The sequence below is a fragment of the Bradyrhizobium sp. SRL28 genome (assembly GCF_018596315.1).
Lineage (GTDB): Bacteria > Pseudomonadota > Alphaproteobacteria > Rhizobiales > Xanthobacteraceae > Bradyrhizobium.
Map to the genome: position 1 here is coordinate 111554 of NZ_JAHEAG010000009.1, position 16287 is coordinate 127840.

17 protein-coding genes and 2 pseudogenes are annotated in these 16287 nt (G+C 59.3%); 14 read left to right on the top strand and 5 right to left on the bottom strand.

Annotated features, from left to right (window positions below; translation table 11 throughout):
* Nucleotides 1–629 precede the first annotated feature (629 nt).
* From KIP88_RS20265 to KIP88_RS20290, 6 genes are all read left to right on the top strand, one after another.
* A complete protein-coding gene (locus KIP88_RS20265; RefSeq protein WP_214489714.1) occupies nucleotides 630–890 on the top strand; it encodes a hypothetical protein in 261 nt (86 codons plus the stop codon).
* Nucleotides 891–1246: 356 nt separating this feature from the next.
* A complete protein-coding gene (locus KIP88_RS20270) occupies nucleotides 1247–1717 on the top strand; it encodes a DUF2231 domain-containing protein (RefSeq protein ID WP_214489715.1) in 471 nt (156 codons plus the stop codon).
* A 5-nt stretch (nucleotides 1718–1722) separates the two neighbouring features.
* Nucleotides 1723–3066: a sorbosone dehydrogenase family protein gene (locus KIP88_RS20275; protein ID WP_214489820.1), complete on the top strand. Its 1344-nt coding sequence runs from the start codon at nucleotides 1723–1725 to the stop codon at nucleotides 3064–3066.
* Nucleotides 3067–3125: 59 nt separating this feature from the next.
* Entirely contained in the window at nucleotides 3126–4274 is a 1149-nt protein-coding gene (locus tag KIP88_RS20280) for a catalase family peroxidase (RefSeq protein ID WP_308163603.1), read from the top strand.
* On the top strand, nucleotides 4271–4867 hold the full coding sequence (locus KIP88_RS20285; protein ID WP_214489716.1) for a cytochrome b: 597 nt from the start codon (nucleotides 4271–4273) through the stop codon (nucleotides 4865–4867). Before KIP88_RS20280 ends, KIP88_RS20285 begins: the two co-directional genes overlap by 4 nt.
* Before the next feature lie 9 nt (nucleotides 4868–4876).
* Nucleotides 4877–5272, top strand: a complete 396-nt coding sequence (locus KIP88_RS20290; protein ID WP_308163604.1) for a cytochrome c family protein — start codon at nucleotides 4877–4879, stop codon at nucleotides 5270–5272.
* 573 nt (nucleotides 5273–5845) lie between these two features.
* Here KIP88_RS20290 and KIP88_RS20295 read toward each other — a convergent pair.
* Nucleotides 5846–6460, bottom strand: a pseudogene (locus KIP88_RS20295) (formate dehydrogenase accessory sulfurtransferase FdhD).
* 159 nt (nucleotides 6461–6619) lie between these two features.
* Here KIP88_RS20295 and pqqA point away from each other — a divergent pair.
* The 4 genes from pqqA to KIP88_RS20315 all read left to right on the top strand — a co-directional run bounded on the left by pqqA (nucleotide 6620) and on the right by KIP88_RS20315 (nucleotide 9088).
* Nucleotides 6620–6700, top strand: coding sequence for a pyrroloquinoline quinone precursor peptide PqqA (pqqA, locus tag KIP88_RS20300; protein ID WP_057852732.1), 81 nt, complete (start codon nucleotides 6620–6622; stop codon nucleotides 6698–6700).
* Nucleotides 6701–6732: 32 nt separating this feature from the next.
* Nucleotides 6733–7119, top strand: coding sequence for a hypothetical protein (locus tag KIP88_RS20305; protein ID WP_214489717.1), 387 nt, complete (start codon nucleotides 6733–6735; stop codon nucleotides 7117–7119).
* Nucleotides 7116–8636 (top strand): multicopper oxidase family protein, encoded by a 1521-nt coding sequence (locus KIP88_RS20310; protein WP_214489718.1) that lies wholly within the window; start codon nucleotides 7116–7118, stop codon nucleotides 8634–8636. The genes KIP88_RS20305 and KIP88_RS20310 overlap by 4 nt, the downstream gene beginning before the upstream one ends.
* A gap of 68 nt (nucleotides 8637–8704) precedes the next feature.
* Nucleotides 8705–9088, top strand: coding sequence for a carboxymuconolactone decarboxylase family protein (locus KIP88_RS20315; RefSeq protein WP_214489824.1), 384 nt, complete (start codon nucleotides 8705–8707; stop codon nucleotides 9086–9088).
* Nucleotides 9089–10269: 1181 nt separating this feature from the next.
* Here the strand turns inward: KIP88_RS20315 and KIP88_RS20320 are convergent.
* Nucleotides 10270–10425, bottom strand: a complete 156-nt coding sequence (locus KIP88_RS20320) for a hypothetical protein (protein ID WP_214489719.1) — start codon at nucleotides 10423–10425, stop codon at nucleotides 10270–10272.
* A 470-nt stretch (nucleotides 10426–10895) separates the two neighbouring features.
* Between KIP88_RS20320 and KIP88_RS20325 the strand changes: the two genes are divergently transcribed.
* Nucleotides 10896–11078 carry a hypothetical protein gene (locus KIP88_RS20325; RefSeq protein WP_214489720.1) on the top strand — a complete coding sequence of 61 codons (183 nt, stop codon included), beginning with the start codon at nucleotides 10896–10898 and terminating at the stop codon, nucleotides 11076–11078.
* A 221-nt stretch (nucleotides 11079–11299) separates the two neighbouring features.
* Here KIP88_RS20325 and KIP88_RS20330 read toward each other — a convergent pair whose 3' ends face one another.
* The gene (locus tag KIP88_RS20330; protein WP_214489721.1) at nucleotides 11300–11722 is read right to left on the bottom strand and encodes a hypothetical protein; all 423 of its coding nucleotides are present in this window, start codon (nucleotides 11720–11722) and stop codon (nucleotides 11300–11302) included.
* 119 nt (nucleotides 11723–11841) lie between these two features.
* Nucleotides 11842–11994, bottom strand: a pseudogene (locus KIP88_RS20335) (SOS response-associated peptidase); the annotation flags it as partial.
* A 226-nt stretch (nucleotides 11995–12220) separates the two neighbouring features.
* Here KIP88_RS20335 and KIP88_RS20340 point away from each other — a divergent pair.
* Together KIP88_RS20340 and KIP88_RS20345 are read left to right on the top strand one after the other, a co-directional pair.
* Nucleotides 12221–12898 (top strand): response regulator transcription factor, encoded by a 678-nt coding sequence (locus tag KIP88_RS20340; protein ID WP_214489722.1) that lies wholly within the window; start codon nucleotides 12221–12223, stop codon nucleotides 12896–12898.
* 608 nt (nucleotides 12899–13506) lie between these two features.
* On the top strand, nucleotides 13507–14223 hold the full coding sequence (locus KIP88_RS20345; RefSeq protein ID WP_214489723.1) for a DUF1614 domain-containing protein: 717 nt from the start codon (nucleotides 13507–13509) through the stop codon (nucleotides 14221–14223).
* A gap of 800 nt (nucleotides 14224–15023) precedes the next feature.
* Here KIP88_RS20345 and KIP88_RS20350 read toward each other — a convergent pair.
* Nucleotides 15024–15359 carry a hypothetical protein gene (locus KIP88_RS20350; protein WP_249790891.1) on the bottom strand — a complete coding sequence of 112 codons (336 nt, stop codon included), beginning with the start codon at nucleotides 15357–15359 and terminating at the stop codon, nucleotides 15024–15026.
* 388 nt (nucleotides 15360–15747) lie between these two features.
* Here KIP88_RS20350 and KIP88_RS20355 point away from each other — a divergent pair, with 388 nt between their 5' ends.
* Entirely contained in the window at nucleotides 15748–15987 is a 240-nt protein-coding gene (locus KIP88_RS20355) for a hypothetical protein (RefSeq protein ID WP_214489724.1), read from the top strand.
* Nucleotides 15988–16287 lie beyond the last annotated feature (300 nt).

A 16287-nucleotide genomic window follows, 5' to 3' on the forward strand; every position in this document is an offset into this window, starting at 1 on the left:
CCTGAATCTCAGGACGTCACAACGGAGGTAAGCCGAAACGCTACCTGTCCCACTAAATTAGGCTTCAGGAAGCTAAATTGAATTTTACATCGATCGCTTGAATTGCGCTCTGCCTTCCATGGGAACGAAAGCACATTGAGGCCGCCATGACGCATGCCAAGCCGCCTCGAGATATTTTCATTTTCGGTTTGATCAAAGCGTCACGTTCGGGGGCTGAAAGCAGCCACCTTAGTGGCGGTACGTCTGATGGTGACGTTGCCGATGGTGCTCAATTGACGCGGTTGTGCCAGTTGTTTCGATAGGAGCCGCCATCGGTGTACGGATTGCCAGGTCCCAGGTTTTGGCAATTTGCGTTCGGGTAGAACTACGCGCAATAGCCAGGATCTTCGATAACGCCTTGCGCCAGTGCGGGAGTTACGGAAGCCGCCGTGACAAGAGCGGCGGCGCCAATCAATGCGAATTTCATCTCGGGTCTCCTGGTTGGTTCTTCTTGATGGGATGAAGAGAAAATGGGAACGCGGCCCCCATCCTGCCAATACTCTAAACTTCAATTTAATGGTGCTTCGGCTGGACAGACCTAGATCAGCTGCAGCTACGAAGACGCTCTCGTCAAACAATGGAGCTTCGTCATGTCCAATACCGCGGCAAAAGTCGCTTTCGTATTGTTACTGTCCCTGGCCACCCCCGCCATTTCATTTGCGCAGGTCGCGCGGACCGCAGGCGCCGCCGGATCCGGCAATGTACCGATCAGTGGTATTCCGCCGGGCCCGGCAAATGTCGGTGGTCTGAATAATGTGATGGTCGATCCCAGCGGGATCGGCAACGCATCCAAGATAGCTCCGCTGCCGCCACCGCATATCACCATCCCGGTGGTTCCGCGATTCAAGTAAGCCGAAGAGACCGCGCGACTTCGCACGGTTGTGCCAGCGGTCTGCCTCAATGATATCCGCGTGATTGCGGCAACGGATTGTCAGCGGTCCTCTGGTTCGGCGATGAATATCCTCATGGCGAACCTCAACCACAACATGACGCCGATAGATCACCTCATGCAGATGCAGCGGCAGGACTCCCGAGCGCGCACGTTCGAACCCATCTCGAAAACTAAAACCGAATTTAGAGGACCCGCGCGCGAACAATGTCAATATTTGGATTGTCGGACCAAATCTTCACGCCGGCGATCAGGACACAGGGATCAAGCGGCCTGGAAGCAGAGATGCGCGCAACGTCAGTCAGGAGAATTTGAAACATGGAGCAGCACGCTACGATCGCGGAAGCGAGTTTCACACACGATGCCGATTTGAGACCAGCGCGGAGGCGTGGACGACCGATCCACCGGATGCTGGTATCGTTTTCCGCCGCCTACTTCGCGGGCGCTCTGGTCACGGATCTCGTCTATTGGCAGATGCCCGATGTGATGTGGGAGAGGTTCTCCATCTGGCTGATCACCGCCGGTCTGATCATGGCAGGTCTGGCTAGTGTCGCGTACGTGATTGACCTTGCAGCCCGCAAGCGGATCGACAGGCCGGCCTGGCCCCGCGCGATTGGCTACGCGATCACGGTCTTGCTCGCGCTCACCAACGCCTTCGTTCACAGCCGCGACGGTTATACCGCAGTGGTACCGACCGGCCTCACCCTTTCAACACTTGTCGTCATCGTTCTCGTGTTGACGGCCCTCGTTGCCAGGGTCCTGACAAATCGCCATCGGTTTGGAGTATAATCATGATGCACATCCTCTGGAATGCACGTTCGGGCAAACTGCCGCATCTCGCAGCTTTTCTTGTTGCCGGTCTAGGACTCGCTGGCTGTGACGATCATGCTGGCGACCCGAAAATCCAGATCGGCGCCAATCCCCAGCTGCCCGCGTTGCAGCAGTATTTGATGCCGCCGATGCGCATCGCAGAGGTCGTAGGATGGGGCAAGGAAACTCCCACCGTGCCGGAGGGACTGCAGGTTCATGCACTGGCGACCGGCTTCCAGCATCCACGATCTCTCTACGTCCTTCCCAATGGAGACGTATTGGTGGTCGAGAGCAATGGACCAAAAGCGCCGATCCACCGGCCCAAGGACATCATTACCGGCTGGGTGCAGTCATTTGCCGGCGCCGAGGCAACGGACGCAAACCGCATTACGCTACTGCGCGACACCAATGGCGATGGCACTTCCGAAATGCGAACCGTGTTTCTGGATCATCTCAACTCGCCATTCGGCGTGGCGCTGATCGGTCAAAATCTCTACGTTGCGAACACCGATGCTATCGTCCGTTATCCATATCAGGATGGACAAACCAGTATCACCGCAGCAGGCACCAAGCTCACGGATCTTCCCGGCGGCCCGATCGATCATCACTGGACCAAGTCGCTGCTGGCCAGTCCGGATGGCTCCAAGCTCTATGTCGGGGTCGGATCCAACAGCAACGTAGGCGAAAACGGAATCGGCGCCGAATATGAGCGAGCCGCGATCTGGGAGGTCGACGTTGCGTCGGGCGCGCATCGCATCTTCGCCAGCGGCGTACGCAATCCTACCGGCCTGCAATGGGAGCCTGAGACCGGCAAGCTCTGGGCCATCGCCAACGAACGCGATGAGATCGGCCCCGACCTGGTTCCGGATTATCTGACCTCGGTAAAGGACGGCGGCTTCTATGGCTGGCCCTACAGCTATTACGGCCAACATCTGGACCCGCGCATCATGCCGCAGCGGCCCGATCTGGTCGCGACAGCAATTGCGCCGGACTATTCGTTGAGCTCTCACGTCGCGCCGCTGGGATTGGCGATGTACACGGGCACCGGGCTTCCCGCGAACTATCGCGGCGGCGCGTTCGTCGGCGAGCACGGAAGCTGGAATCGAACGCCGCTTAACGGTTACAAAGTGGTTTTTGTGCCGTTCAGTGGCGGAAAGCCAAGCGGCCCGGCGCAGGATGTCGTCACAGGCTTCCTCGATAAGAATAATCACGCGCGGGGACGGCCGGTCGGCTTGGCAGTCGACAAGAATGGCGCATTGTTGATTGCTGACGACGTCGGAAACACGGTTTGGCGGGTGTCAGGCTCCGCGCCGAAGCCTGCCAGTTAGTGGATCTCACCCCCAGCCAGTGATCGAGTAAACGACCCGCACAACGCAGAAAAAACGCCATGCGGGCGACGCTCGCCGAACGTCGGATACACACGGACATGAAACCACTCTGGTTCAAAGCGGCTACAGCGACCAATCCCGGACTGCTGGTCCGACTGGGCGCGATTGGCGCGGTAATGCTGAGCGTGACCGGGGCATTCGCTTACACTGGTGGCTGGCTCTCGCCAGAGCGGCTGACGCAAGACCGGATGATGGCAGCCTTCCGCGATGCCAACGGCACCCACGTCGGCTTCCGCCGCAACCACGCCAAGGGAGTTTGCGTCACCGGCTGGTTCGAAAGCAGCGGGCAGGCAGCAGCAATATCGAAAGCCGCTGTATTCAAGACCGGCCGCGTCCCGGTGGTTGGCCGCTTCGCGCTCGCCGGCGGCATGCCCTTTCAGCCGGATGCACCCAACACGGTGCGCAGCATGGCACTGCGCTTCCTGCCGCCTGGCGGCGAGGAATGGCGCACGGGCATGAACAACATTCCGGTTTTTCCGGTGAACTCGGCGCGCGGCTTTTACGAGCAGTTGCTCGCCTTCAGCCCCGATCCGGCGACCGGAAAGCCTGATCCAGCTAAAATAAAAGCGTTCCTGGCTGCTCATCCGGAAACCGCGCGGGCACTCGCCCTGATCAAGAAACGCCAGATCACTTCCGGTTTCGCAGACTCCACCTTCAACGGCCTCGACGCCTTCCGCTTCGTCGACGCAGCCGGTGCCTCTATGCCGGTTCGTTGGTCCGTAGTGCCGGTGCAACCAGTCGCGGCCGACGAGGCGGAGCAACCGGAGGCAGGAGACGAGAACTATCTCTTTGATGACCTGATCGCCCAAATCGCGCAGCATCCACGGCAGTGGCGGCTGATCGTGACAATGGGGCAAGCTGGCGACTCGACCCACGATGCGACGCAGCCCTGGCCAGAGGGCCGCCAGCAGATCGGCGCCGGCACGGTGACCATCGATCAAGCCTCGAGCGAAGACGGTGGGCGCTGCACCGCCATCAACTACGATCCTCTGGTGTTGCCAGCCGGCATCGAGCCGTCCGACGACCCGTTGCTAAGCGCCCGCTCGGCGGCCTATGCGCGCTCGTTCACGCTGCGGGCCGAAGAGAAGCATGAAAAGCCACCCAGCGCAGTCACGCCGGAGAAAGTGCAAGCTGGAGGCAAGTCATGACCGCCCAGCCACGCTTCCCGGCCGCGTCCCGGCTTCTGCATTGGCTGATGGCGCCCATGATCATCGCGATGCTGTTCATCGGCGTCGGCATGGCCGCTTCAGTCTCCCGACGTTACGACCTTCTGGTCTCGATCCACCGGCCGCTCGGAATTGCGATCCTGGTCTTGTGCGTCGCGCGGATCGTCAACCGCTTCATCAATCCGCCGCCAGATTTGCCCCACACGGTTCCATCCCTGCAGCGTTTCGCCGCCAAGGCATCGCACATCGCGCTCTACGCACTCATGCTCGTCATGCCGTTGGTCGGCTGGGGCATGCTGTCGGCAGCGCGCTATCCGATCGTGCTCTACGGCCCAGTGCAGCTACCGCCGATTTTGCCGCATGATTTGACCCTCTATGCCTGGCTCCGCGACCTCCATTCCGTCCTCGCCTACCTGTTGTTCGCGACATTCCTCGCGCATTTCGGGGCCGCGCTTTACCACGGCCTCATCCGGCGCGACGGCGTGTTCGGGAGCATGGCATCCTGGAAATCAATGCAATTTGCGAGGACTAACCGCGCGTTGATACAGAACTCAACGCAAACGCCTGAACCCTAGGAGTCGCACATGCGCATCGTCACTAGGATCTGCGTTGCTATCTGCTCGATGATGCTGGCGTGCAATGGGACGCTTTCGGGCCCGCTTGCGGCGCACGCGGAGGGCGTTACCGCGGCCGGCGAAAAGATCTTCGCCCATTGCGCCCCCTGCCATTCGACCAAGCCGGGTGAAAACAAAGTCGGACCGTCGTTGGCCGGTGTCTTCGGCCGCAAGAGCGGAACCGAACCCGGCTATAGCTATTCCTCGGCAGTCAAAGGACTGAACGTTACCTGGGATGAAACAAATCTTGACGAATGGTTGCAGGGCCCCAGCAAGTTCGCCAAGGGCACGAAGATGATTTACTCAGTCCCGGACGATAAAGATCGGCAGGACGTGATCGCCTATCTGAAGACGCTGCCGAAATGACGGATTGCGGCGTCGGAGTCGCCCTTATGCGGTGGGCCCGGCGTGCACTCAACAGCCCCGGCAGATGTTTCCAATCGCTCGATCGACGGCGGCCTCTTCAGGGGTCGGCTTGAGCATGGCGTCCGGGAGCGAGGGAACGTCAGCCGATGTTGGCTGATGATGCGGCGGTAGCGGTGCGGTCCCGGTGATGCGGGAATCCGGCGTCAGTGAGGGCGGGACCGCTGGATTCGCGGGAGCCATCAGGCCATGCATCTCTCCTCCAGGCATAGCTTCCCCGTGCATCCCTCCCCCGTGCATGCCGCCGCGGCCATAACTGGCGGAGAGCCCGGCGAGCAAGAACACGAGGGTAGCTATGATGAGTTTTCGCATATTCCGCTCCTTGCACGGTTGGCATTGAAAGGCTTCGAACCACCCGTCGATGCGGCCGGCGGTCAATGAGTGAGAGCTGAGATGGCATGGCCCCCTTCCCGCATTGGACCGGCTCTGCTCGTCAACGGATCGTCTTGTCACTGGATGAGATAGTGTTGCAGCAATGCCATTGCTGATAACAATCGCGTCACTACGCAATGGCTCCTATGCGATTCTACACGGATGAGTGAACACTTCGAATCCGTCCGCGCGCGCGATGGCGGCAAGTGTGATACCCGCTGCATCCGCCATCCGAACAGCCAGCGCGGTCGGAGCCGAAATCGACACCATCGCGGGCGCCCCAATCGCGACGGCTTTCGGCACATCTCCACCGATACCCTGCTGGTGAGAAGTATGATACCCTCGCTCGCCACATGGACGCACGGGCTAGAGCAAAGCTTGTCGAGCGCATTGTCGCGGCCAACGTCCTCCCAACGCAACGATACCGCTCGTGGCAGTCCAGAAGGCCGCCGCGTGAACGGCGCGCGTCTCGATATTAAGTACTTGGCGCGCTGGCAGGCCTTCCATGGCAGTCATGATCTGTCCCGGCGAGAATTGCCCGCCATGACCGATAGTGGCGGTCGGACGCATCGCTTCCGCAATTGATTCGATGTTGCACAATCCGCACCCCGTCAGTCCCGCCATGCGCCGCCTTCGTTCCTTCAGGCGATCGGCTCTCGGCCGACTGAGCCACATCCGCGATTCAACCCCGTCGTCGAGGTGCACCATGTCTAACGAGCCGGTATCAGCAGCAGAGCCGATGAAGAATCCGGCATGCATGACGCGCTGTTGAGTAAGCGGCTAAAGGTTAGCGAAATGCCTCGTTCATCTCCGCCTCACAACACTAAACGCCAATTTAGTTGGGGGCCCGCAGCACGTCGCTACATAGAGGAGGTGATGACGGCGGCAATCGCGCCGCGGATTTGAGGAGTTCTCAAAATGGCCTGGAAAACACCGAAGATCGTTGAAGTGCCGGTTGGCATGGAAATCAACATGTACGCCTGCGCGGCGCATAAGTAGCTTCGATAACACCCGTTAGGTCGAGCACCGGTATGGTTCCCGAGGGTCGTGAAGATTGTCCCTCAAAGAAGGTGCGCCTGCATCCAACGCAGTTGTCGCTTACGGCCATGAAACGTAATCCTAACTTCGTTCACCATCGCAAAATTGCAAAGGATCGGGACAGCGGCAAGCTCTTCGCGAGACGCCATGGGTCGTCACGCACCCATGATGTGATTGTTGCTGTTACGCTGCTCGCATTACTGGTCGTGGCTATCGTGACCCGGGCCATCTCCAATGAAATCACGGATAGCAGTTTGGATCGCCAGAGTTATGTCGCGTACGCGATCGAGGTCGTCGCGACTCTGGGCTTGAGCATTGGACTGGCGGTGCTGCTGTTCTCCAGTCGTCCCGGCGCAGACGACGAAGGAGCAAGGTCGTGAGCAAGCCCTTCTCTCGCCGCCGATTTCTGCACGCTGCGCTTGCTGCGAGCGTAGTGCCCAACTTACCCGATGCCGCGCGCGGGGCTGCGCCTGCTTCCAAGCGTCTTGTCGCGGGAACGCGCGTGTTGGAAGTGTACGGCCGACCAGCCAAAGTCTTCGGGCTGACAGGCCCCGACGGGCGTCCCGGTATTCGCCTTGCTGCAGGCGAACGATTCCGCGTGGATCTTGCCAACGAATCCGGCGCACGAACCCTTGTCCACTGGCATGGGCAGCTTCCACCTTGGACGCAGGACGGTTTCCCCTGGCCGCAGACCCCGCCGATCGTGAACGGCGCTGTTCAAGCTTATGACTATGCTCCGATTCCCGGCACGTACTGGATGCACTCGCATCACGACATGCATGAGCAGAGCCTGATGACCGCGCCCCTTATCGTCGATAGTACCGCTGAGCTTCGCGAGGACCGCCAGGAAGTCCTCCTCATGCTGCACGACTTCACCTTCCGAACGCCGGAGGAGGTGCTTGCCGGGCTCACCGGCACGAGTGTTGCCGCTGCACAGGCCATGGCGCAAAAGACCGAGGAGGCCCCGGCTGACAAGGGCGACGCCAGTGTACCTAAACCACGCATCGTGGGAATGGCCGCCCGTCCGCCAGGTATGGCCATGCCAGGAATGACCATGTCAGGATTGGGCGGCACGCAAATGCACATGGATCTGAATGATGTTCACTACGACGCCTTTCTTGCGAATGATCGAACCCTGGCCGATCCGCAGAGCGTGCGCGTTGAACGCGGCGGTCACATCCGCCTCCGGGTCATCAACGGTGCATCATCGAGTCAGTTTTGGGTCGACCTTGGTGAACTCGTCGGCCGCGTGGTCGCGACCGACGGCCATCCCGTACATGCAGTGGCGGGCAACCGTTTCCCGCTCGCGATGGCCCAACGCCTCGACATCCTGATCGATTTACCGCGGGCCGGCGCGTTTCCGATCCTTGCGCGGCTGGAAGGCGACGGCCGGCAGACTGGGATCGTCCTCGCCACGCAAGGTGGGCACATTCCGCGGATAGCCGACGGCGCGCCAGCCGCGCCGCCGGTCGACCAGTCGCTGGAGGCCCGCCTTATCGCAGAGGAGCCGCTGTCGCAACGCTCTGCGGATATCGTCCAGACCATCGTTCTCGGTGGCGGAATGAAGCCTTATACTTGGTCCATGAACGGCGAGTATTGGCCGCAGGTCTCGCCGCTTATGCTGACAAAGGGACAACGCGTCGAGATCGATCTGGTCAACCGCACCATGATGGCGCATCCGATCCATCTCCACGGCCACGTGTTCCAGGTGATCGCAATTGATGGACGACCAATCCAGGGGGCCGTGCGCGACACCGTTCTGGTGATGCCGATGGGCCGCGTCCGGATTGCTTTCGACGCCGACAATCCGGGACGATGGCCGTTGCACTGTCACAATCTCTACCACATGGTCACCGGCATGATGACGGAGCTTAGATATCAGGGGATCATCTTTTGACGACCGCTCCGTCTCTCCATCCCGTTAATGGTCTTCGCGAACTGCTCGATGTGAAGGATACCGACATGATGCTCAATTGGAACGATTATCGCAAACAACTGGCGGCCGGCGTGAAAGAAATCGGTCAGCTCAGCCCCGACACGATCAAGGGATATTTGGCTCTCAGCGCGGCTGGCCAAAAGACGGATCTGCTTGGCGCGAAAGTGCGCGAGCTCATCGCTCTCGCGGTGGCCGTCACCTTGCGTTGCGACGGTTGCATTACGGTGCATACCGAGGCTGCAATCAAGCGCGGCGCGACCAAGGAGGAGATTGCGGAAGCTCTAGGTGTCGCCACGACCGTCAACGCCGGGGCTGCGCTTGTCTACTCCGCGCGTGTGATGGATGCGTTCAACGAATACCCGAGCGCTGCCACGCCGCGCGAGCCGGATTCCCTCGCCAATCTGCGTAGCTGAACTCGGATGCTCGGCCGCATGCTCTTGCACGTGCTCAGAGCTCGTGGCGTCTTCAGAAAAGGCCCCTCCAATAGTCAATGAGCGTACGGTCGATGGTGACGCAAGCCGAGCGAAAGTAACCGAGAACCGTTGTGCGAAGGGTAGCCATTGCAACGCTCACTGAACGCGAAGAGGCCGCAACGGAAGACGATTGCTGGTAAAATGTGAACAGCTTGGCGGCCTCTGTCGCACTAAAGAAGAATTTAGTGGTACCGATGCGGTTGTCTCCTACCTAGTCAACAAAGGAGACAATTATGAAAATCACGACAATAGCACTGGCAATTGCGTTGACGCTCCCCAGTACGTTCGCCCTCGCGCGAGGTGGGATGAGCATGGGAAGTCACGTCACTCGCTCCTTCAGCACGGTCGGCGCGGCAGACCGTATTGCAACCAGACCCAGGAATGCTTCTGGAAGTACGCTTCTTCCCATCGCGCATGATCCAAGCGGATCAACACTAACTGGGCCAGCTATGAACCGCGGCGGTTAACGCAAAAAGAGCCTGCGCAACTTCGCAGGGCTTTCTCATACGTAGCGGCTGGAAGCTTATTCGTGCTGGCACGGCCGGAGCACGACCGGACCATTCCATTAGCGGATACCGGCCGAACGCTCGGCAGCGTCCCAGCCTGCCGCGTGCAGGTCGGGACCGCTCGCCACCCGAAAAGTTGATTGGAGCAAATGCGATGCGTTCTTTCTTGGCTTTGAGCCTGTTGATGATCTTGTGTGCTTCTGCAAGCGCCGCGACTGTGCATCACACTATCGCGCGACATCATGTCATCGTTCGTCCCAACCAAGGGTTCCAGGGCTACGCCGTTCCAGGCTGGGCCTCCGCAGCGCCCCCGCCTGCGGTTCACTACGACGACACACCTAGCTACAACGATCCGTCCAAGTTTGGCGGCCCAACGGCCTTACCTATTCAGAATTAGACATAGGAGCGGCGGATTCGGCCACCCTAAATGCGCGCGCGAGACTTGGTAGCGTGCGTGACGCCGATTGCAGCGGGCTTTGTGACGCCGTGCAACGCCACTAGATTGGCGCCGCCAATGACTCGATTGCGGTATCTTTTTATCATTAGGTCCGAGCGCTGAACTCACGGCGCGCACACTTAGCCCGCGTGAGTGCTGCCTGATTGCCCTCTTAACGTTCAGTCGCGTTCGATGATCTCGGCGCCCGGGTAGACCCGGCGGGCGTACGCAACGACCAGCGCCCGGTCCTGTGTCTCCAAGAACGGCGTCCGGATCTGACACGACCCGACGATGAGGTGCCACAAGCCGTTAAGCTTTTGGATGATGACGTTCATGTGAGTGCTTCCTCCCCCGCTTGAGAGGTGTTGTTGAATTAACCCGCCGATGATCCCGTTATTCCACCCTGCGCTCACATTCGCGAGCAGTCGACCGAGCCGACTTAGCCGCATCAGCGTGCTCGGCTTTCTCAGCTCGCCGCTCATAGTCCTCAGCAAGCGCCTTAAGCTGACCCGCAACGTGCTGGTCCGTCATTGTTTGGGCCGCCCGGAGTATGGTCCGTGCCGTGTCCAGATATTCTTTGCTCAGCATTTCGCCTCCACGATCCCAGTTCGACTGGCATGACGCCGTCGAACTACAACCAATCACAGAGTGACGGACCGGACCATTGCACAGGCGTTTATCAGTGCCTTACATTTGTTCAAAACGGAGGATACTTAAGTTTACCATCGGCAGCCTGCGCGCCTTGCGAGTGGTGGTGCGTGGCTCCTCGCCCGACGGCTACCCAGCGACATCGGTCGATCAGCTGGTGACGCTGCTGTTCGCCATGTACGCGCGCGAGGTCGCTAAGGCGCTGCCAAGCAACAAGGCGTATCCTCCGCGCGGCACGGAAAACGCGCTGCGCGCGCGTCTAACGGTGTTGGGGCTGGTTTCGGGTTTTGGCAGATTTTTGTTGCAGCAGTCGAACGCGCGAACCGCTGCAAATAACTGAAAATGGCTGATCCGAAAAGCCTTCTCCCACAACGATTTACCCTATAAAAACAGGTGCAGGCGTTCGCGTGCACCCCGTGGAGTTTCGTGGCGGCCTTTTGAATTGCGAGCCTGCATTGTGCTGAACCTAAAGCTTAGGCCGTTGTTAACGGCCTAACCGGAGGAAATCTCATGCGCATTGTTGTTTTCGCCACTGTGCTGCTCGCCACATCGAGCTGCCCCTCATTCGCCCAAGAGCAGGGAAAAGCTCCACCGGTTGCGCAGCCGCAAACAGTCCCTGCCCAGCCTGACCAGAATTCCCAGCAACAGCGGGATCAACGAACCGATCGCGACCAACCGAGGGCCGATGACCGTGAGATGGGTCGCGACTTGCGGATGCGTCGGGGCGACGGCGACCGTATGGGCCGCGAAGACCGCGAAATGGGTCCCGAATGGAGAATGCGTCGCGACCGCGATGATGATCGCGATCGCGACAAGGATCGCGGACGATACGGAGACCGGGGCGATCGAGAAGATCGAGGCTGGGATCGCCCGGACCGAGATCGAGACTACAGGGGTTACGATGAAGATCGGCCCCGCCGTCGCGTGAAGGTCTGCGTGGAATACGAAAACGGCGACGAATATTGTCGCTATAGACGGGGCCATTGATCGTTCTGCGCTGTCCAGCCGTCGCTCACCCTTCCTCAGCGTGGTAGTATTCGACGGCCCGCGCGCTGAGTTTGTCGTCAGGGAGAAAAATCACCAGCGAAAAGTAGTAAACTCAATTACGCCGCCGCCTTGTCTTCCTTGTCGGTACCGCGCGCCACGATTTTCAGCGCATCATCCGGCAGCGGTCGCTGCATCGCCTTTGTCTCGTCCCATGGCGCGCGCAGCCAGACGTCGCTCTCCTTATCGGTCGTCAGGATCACCGGCATGGCCTAGGGATGGCCCCGGTCCGGCATTAGATGCGCACTTGCGAAGCATTTGCAGCAGAATGGCGACACCTCAAACTAGAGTGATCCTCCGCTGCGAATTTAATTGCGCTTAGCAAGGTGACATCGTTAGTTTCCCTCAAGAGCGACTGACCGGCAATGATGCTGGGTGAGAAAGCGCTGAAAAGAACAACAACAACACGAGCAAGCACTTTCTTCCCAGGAGAGCCAATTGCCCGGCATCGTTTATGTCGTGGATGACGACGCGTCGCTTCGAACAACCATCCAGCAACTATTAGAAGCGGCCGGGTACCGGGTCATCACTTATGCATCAGCCCAGCAGTTGCTGGATCAGCGCCCGGACGAAAACAGCCCGGGCTGCATTCTTCTCGACGTCCGGATGCCCGGCTTGAGCGGCCCGGAAGTACAGGGCCGTTTGACCGAGTTCGGTTCGACGCTGCCTATCGTCTTTCTGACGGGCTACATGGATATCATCGTCACCGTGAAGGCCCTCAAGGCGGGGGCAGACAACTTCTTCATTAAGCCTGTAAGGTCGGATGAGCTACTGAAAGCGCTTGAAAAGGCGATAGCGCGACACGAGACGGCACTTGCGTTGAAAGGCGAATTGGAAGCGCTTCGGACCCGTCTATCAACGCTGACCCCGCGCCAGCGGCAGGTCTTCGAGATCATCGTGCGGGGTAATACAAACAAGCATGTCGCGCGCGAACTGGGCAGCACCGAGCGCACGATCAAGGCGCACCGGAAAGAGATCATGGAAAAAATGAAGGTTCAATCGTTGGCTCAACTCGTCGTCATTGCCGAACGGCTCGGCGTTCTAGCCCAAGCTTCCGGCCCCTCGAAAGATGAGACCGGCGCGGGGGAGTCGGGAAAGACGCCCGGCAGCCGATAGAGCCGGTCCCCTAAGAGGACGAAGCCTACCGGCTGTGGCAGATCAAGTAGCAGAGCAAGTAAGCCCGACAGCGCCGTAAACCTTCGTATAGTTCCGTGACCCCTTTAGAAGCGCCGACGTTTACCTACGTCCAATTGAGCACTGATAGCGATCGTCTTAGATGTGCGCATGCGGTAGCGAGACCCCCTGTCCCCTCAGACCGCTATCGCTGCCCTCCTCAGGGCGTTACCTCCCTAGACTTGGGCCGCTTGTGGCAACGCAGGCGGCCTTTCTTTTTGTGGATGCCGATCATTGGGAGCCGCAACTTGCTCCACGCCGCCGCGCGTCGTCAACGATCAGGCCAGCAACATCAGCTACACCGCGACCATCACGGCAACCAGTCCCTAATGGTGCGCGTTAGTGCACGCGAGGTGCCAAAATAGGGCCTAGGCGTTGCCCCAATCAATTCCAGCGCAGAACATTGTGAAGTGAAAGAACGCGCGCCGATCCTACCTAAGCAATGGCCCTACAGCGTCTTTGCCCGGTCACCCACCTTGCCCGTGCTGGCTTGGCGTGACGTTGTAGCGGCCACATAGCGCCGTCCCTGCCCGAACCAAACCACCGATCTTATGGATGATCCCCAGGTTCACTATTTGCCCCTGACGCCGGGATTTTTTTCGATCCTGGTTTTTTTGGCATTGGCGCTGTTCATCCTGATCCAACTCCGCATCCTTAGATATGCCTATATGCGGCTCGGGGTAGGTCCGGGGGTCGCACTCCTCCTCCTATTCGGCTCATTGATCGGAAGCTACTTCAATCTTCCGATCACAGTGCTGCCCGGTCCGCCGGTCAGATCGGGGCAAATCGTCGACTTCTTCGGCATGCGCTATGTGGTGCCATTCGTGGTTTCGCCCAGCACCATTTTGGCTGTTAATGTCGGCGGTGCGGTGATTCCGACATTGATGTCCGCCTATCTAGTGCTTCGCTATCAGCTCTGGCTCAGGGCAGCGATCGCTGTCGCCGTAATTGCCTTCATTGTTCATTCCACGGCAACGCCAGTGGCTGGTATTGGCATTGCCGTGCCGGTTTTTGTGCCGGTCGTGGCCGCAGCGATCCTTGCCCTCGTCCTCTCCCGCGAATATGCAGCGCCGCTGGCTTATATCGGCGGATCCATGGGAACGCTAATCGGCGCCGATATTCTCAATCTCGACAAGATCGGCAGCCTTGGCGCGCCGATCGCTTCCATCGGTGGCGCAGGGACATTTGACGGAATATTCCTGACCGGCATTTTGGCGGTGCTGCTCGCAGGCCTTGCCTCGCCATCGCGGCTGCGGCCGGCGTCCTAGGCGCGAACGGGCGCGTGAAAATGGCAGCTCAACGCCGACACAGGCGCGCGTCCCAATTTTTTTGCAGGTCGGGCCAGCCGGCGCAAAATCATGCAGCCGGACTGAAATCGGATTTCGGGCTGCGGCGAGCAGCTTAGGTACGACCGAGACGATCCAGCGCGTCGGTCCCACCGCCGCTCACTTGGTTAGCCGGACTAGCGCCGACAGCATCCTTTGCATCGCAAATCACTTCTGGGACCTCATGCCTCTCAGGCGAGATCAGAAGTTGTTTCCGCATTTCGGCGAGGCGGGCACGGCAGTATTCGCGATAGAGGAGGTCGAATATGGCGGGCATGATCCAACCTCGTTGTTTGAGATGATCTGCACCATCTGCTCCAAGCTATCATTTACCTTGGGGCCCAAGATGTGAACTAGATCACAGCCTGTCTCTCCTGAGTTTCATCTGCCCCAATGCGGTTCTTTTCGCGCCGATTGAACTCCGAACATGGTGACGGTTCAACGCCCGCATGAGGCCAATCCGGGCGAATATGTGGCCGCCGAGATCGGCGACCAGCATCAGCCTCGATCGCGGCAATTCCGGCAGCCCGGACTCTATCGTCGGTAAGGGCGGTGATGTAGTCGGCAGCGTCGCGTAAGCTAGTCAGCTTGCGGCAGCACGCCGCTGCGCTTCATGGCATCGAGGTACAACCGCGAGCCTTTCCCAAACTCGCACCGTCCTTTCGACTCCCCGCTCTCGCCGACGAGGTGATGTATCACCCCTAAATCCATAGCGCCCGGCTTTGATACGGGGGTTTTTCGTTTCAGGATCTGCGAAACGGTTCACCCGCCTTTCTGCGAATGGCGACAAACCAAACCCAGATTCGGGCGAACCAAGGGAGGGTCAGCAACTTGGGCTTGACCATTTTGAACAATCTCTCGCCGACCAATAGGCTGGCAGCATAGGCAGCGATAATCATGACCGTGCCAGTGATCCAATGACCGTCACCGGCAAAAACCACCGCGATCACCTTTGGAGGCTCTCCAAGACTGATAGAGACCAAGAGCAGCGCCAAGGACTGATACGGTCCTAGCCCTTCGATGGAGCGGCGTAGCCTCGCCAGCGCACCCTGCGGACGAATGGGTGGTCGGTCTGCCATCAGTTTCCAAGACAGAGAGTGAGTGTATAGACTAAGATCGGAAGTCGGCGTCCGCTCTGCCATTAAATGGCATTTTAGAAAGGACTTCGGTGCGGACGTCGAGCGATCATCATCGGGCGCGTGAGAGGCACGCAAAAGGTCGCGCGGTGGGGGCAATGGCCGCTGCCATTGAACAGGCGGTTCGCAAGCTCATGAACATCGAGCACATCAGGCGACGTATCACGTGAAGAATTCACGCCGGTAACAGCGTCCCGAAGGTTGGCGAGGCCAGTCCGGTCAGGTCTACCGACTGAGGCGCTTGGCTTCTAAAATTCATTTTAATGGTGTCCGCAGATTGCGAACCTACATCAGCTTCATGCATTCGGCGTGCTAGTGAAAAAAGCCCACCATGGATTGTGACCACTCCAAGCTCAACGGTGCCGTGTTCGGCACGCATGATTGGCTTAACTATCTACGGGATCAAGCAGCCACGTATCGGAAACTTGTCGAGCGGGCCGTCGATCCTCTCGTTAAAACCGAACTGCGCGCGTTGGCGTCGGTCTGCGAGGAGATCGCCGATAATATCGAAGATCATCTCACGGGCGGGGAAGATCATGCGCTGCGTGGCCCGTCGTCAAAGCTGTCATGAAAGAGGCCGCCAACTGAGGTGGCCCCGAGAGGTACAACACCGCCGGAAGCGGAATATGATCGCTCGGCGCTGTTTGGTATTTCCTAGGCCGGGCCCTGAAATCCCCAGCGCGCTAAGGCTTGCACCCCTGCGATGGTGTCGTTTCGCTCCATCGGACCAGCGGCGCTGCCCGCGCAATTGCACAGCATCGACGGCAGTCAGATAACCAGTGCGGGAGGGATCGACGACCCGTCAGGAGTCGAGTCACCCCCGTGTTCACGCGGCATGATTTCGTCACGACGTCGCGTCGCGCCGCAATCA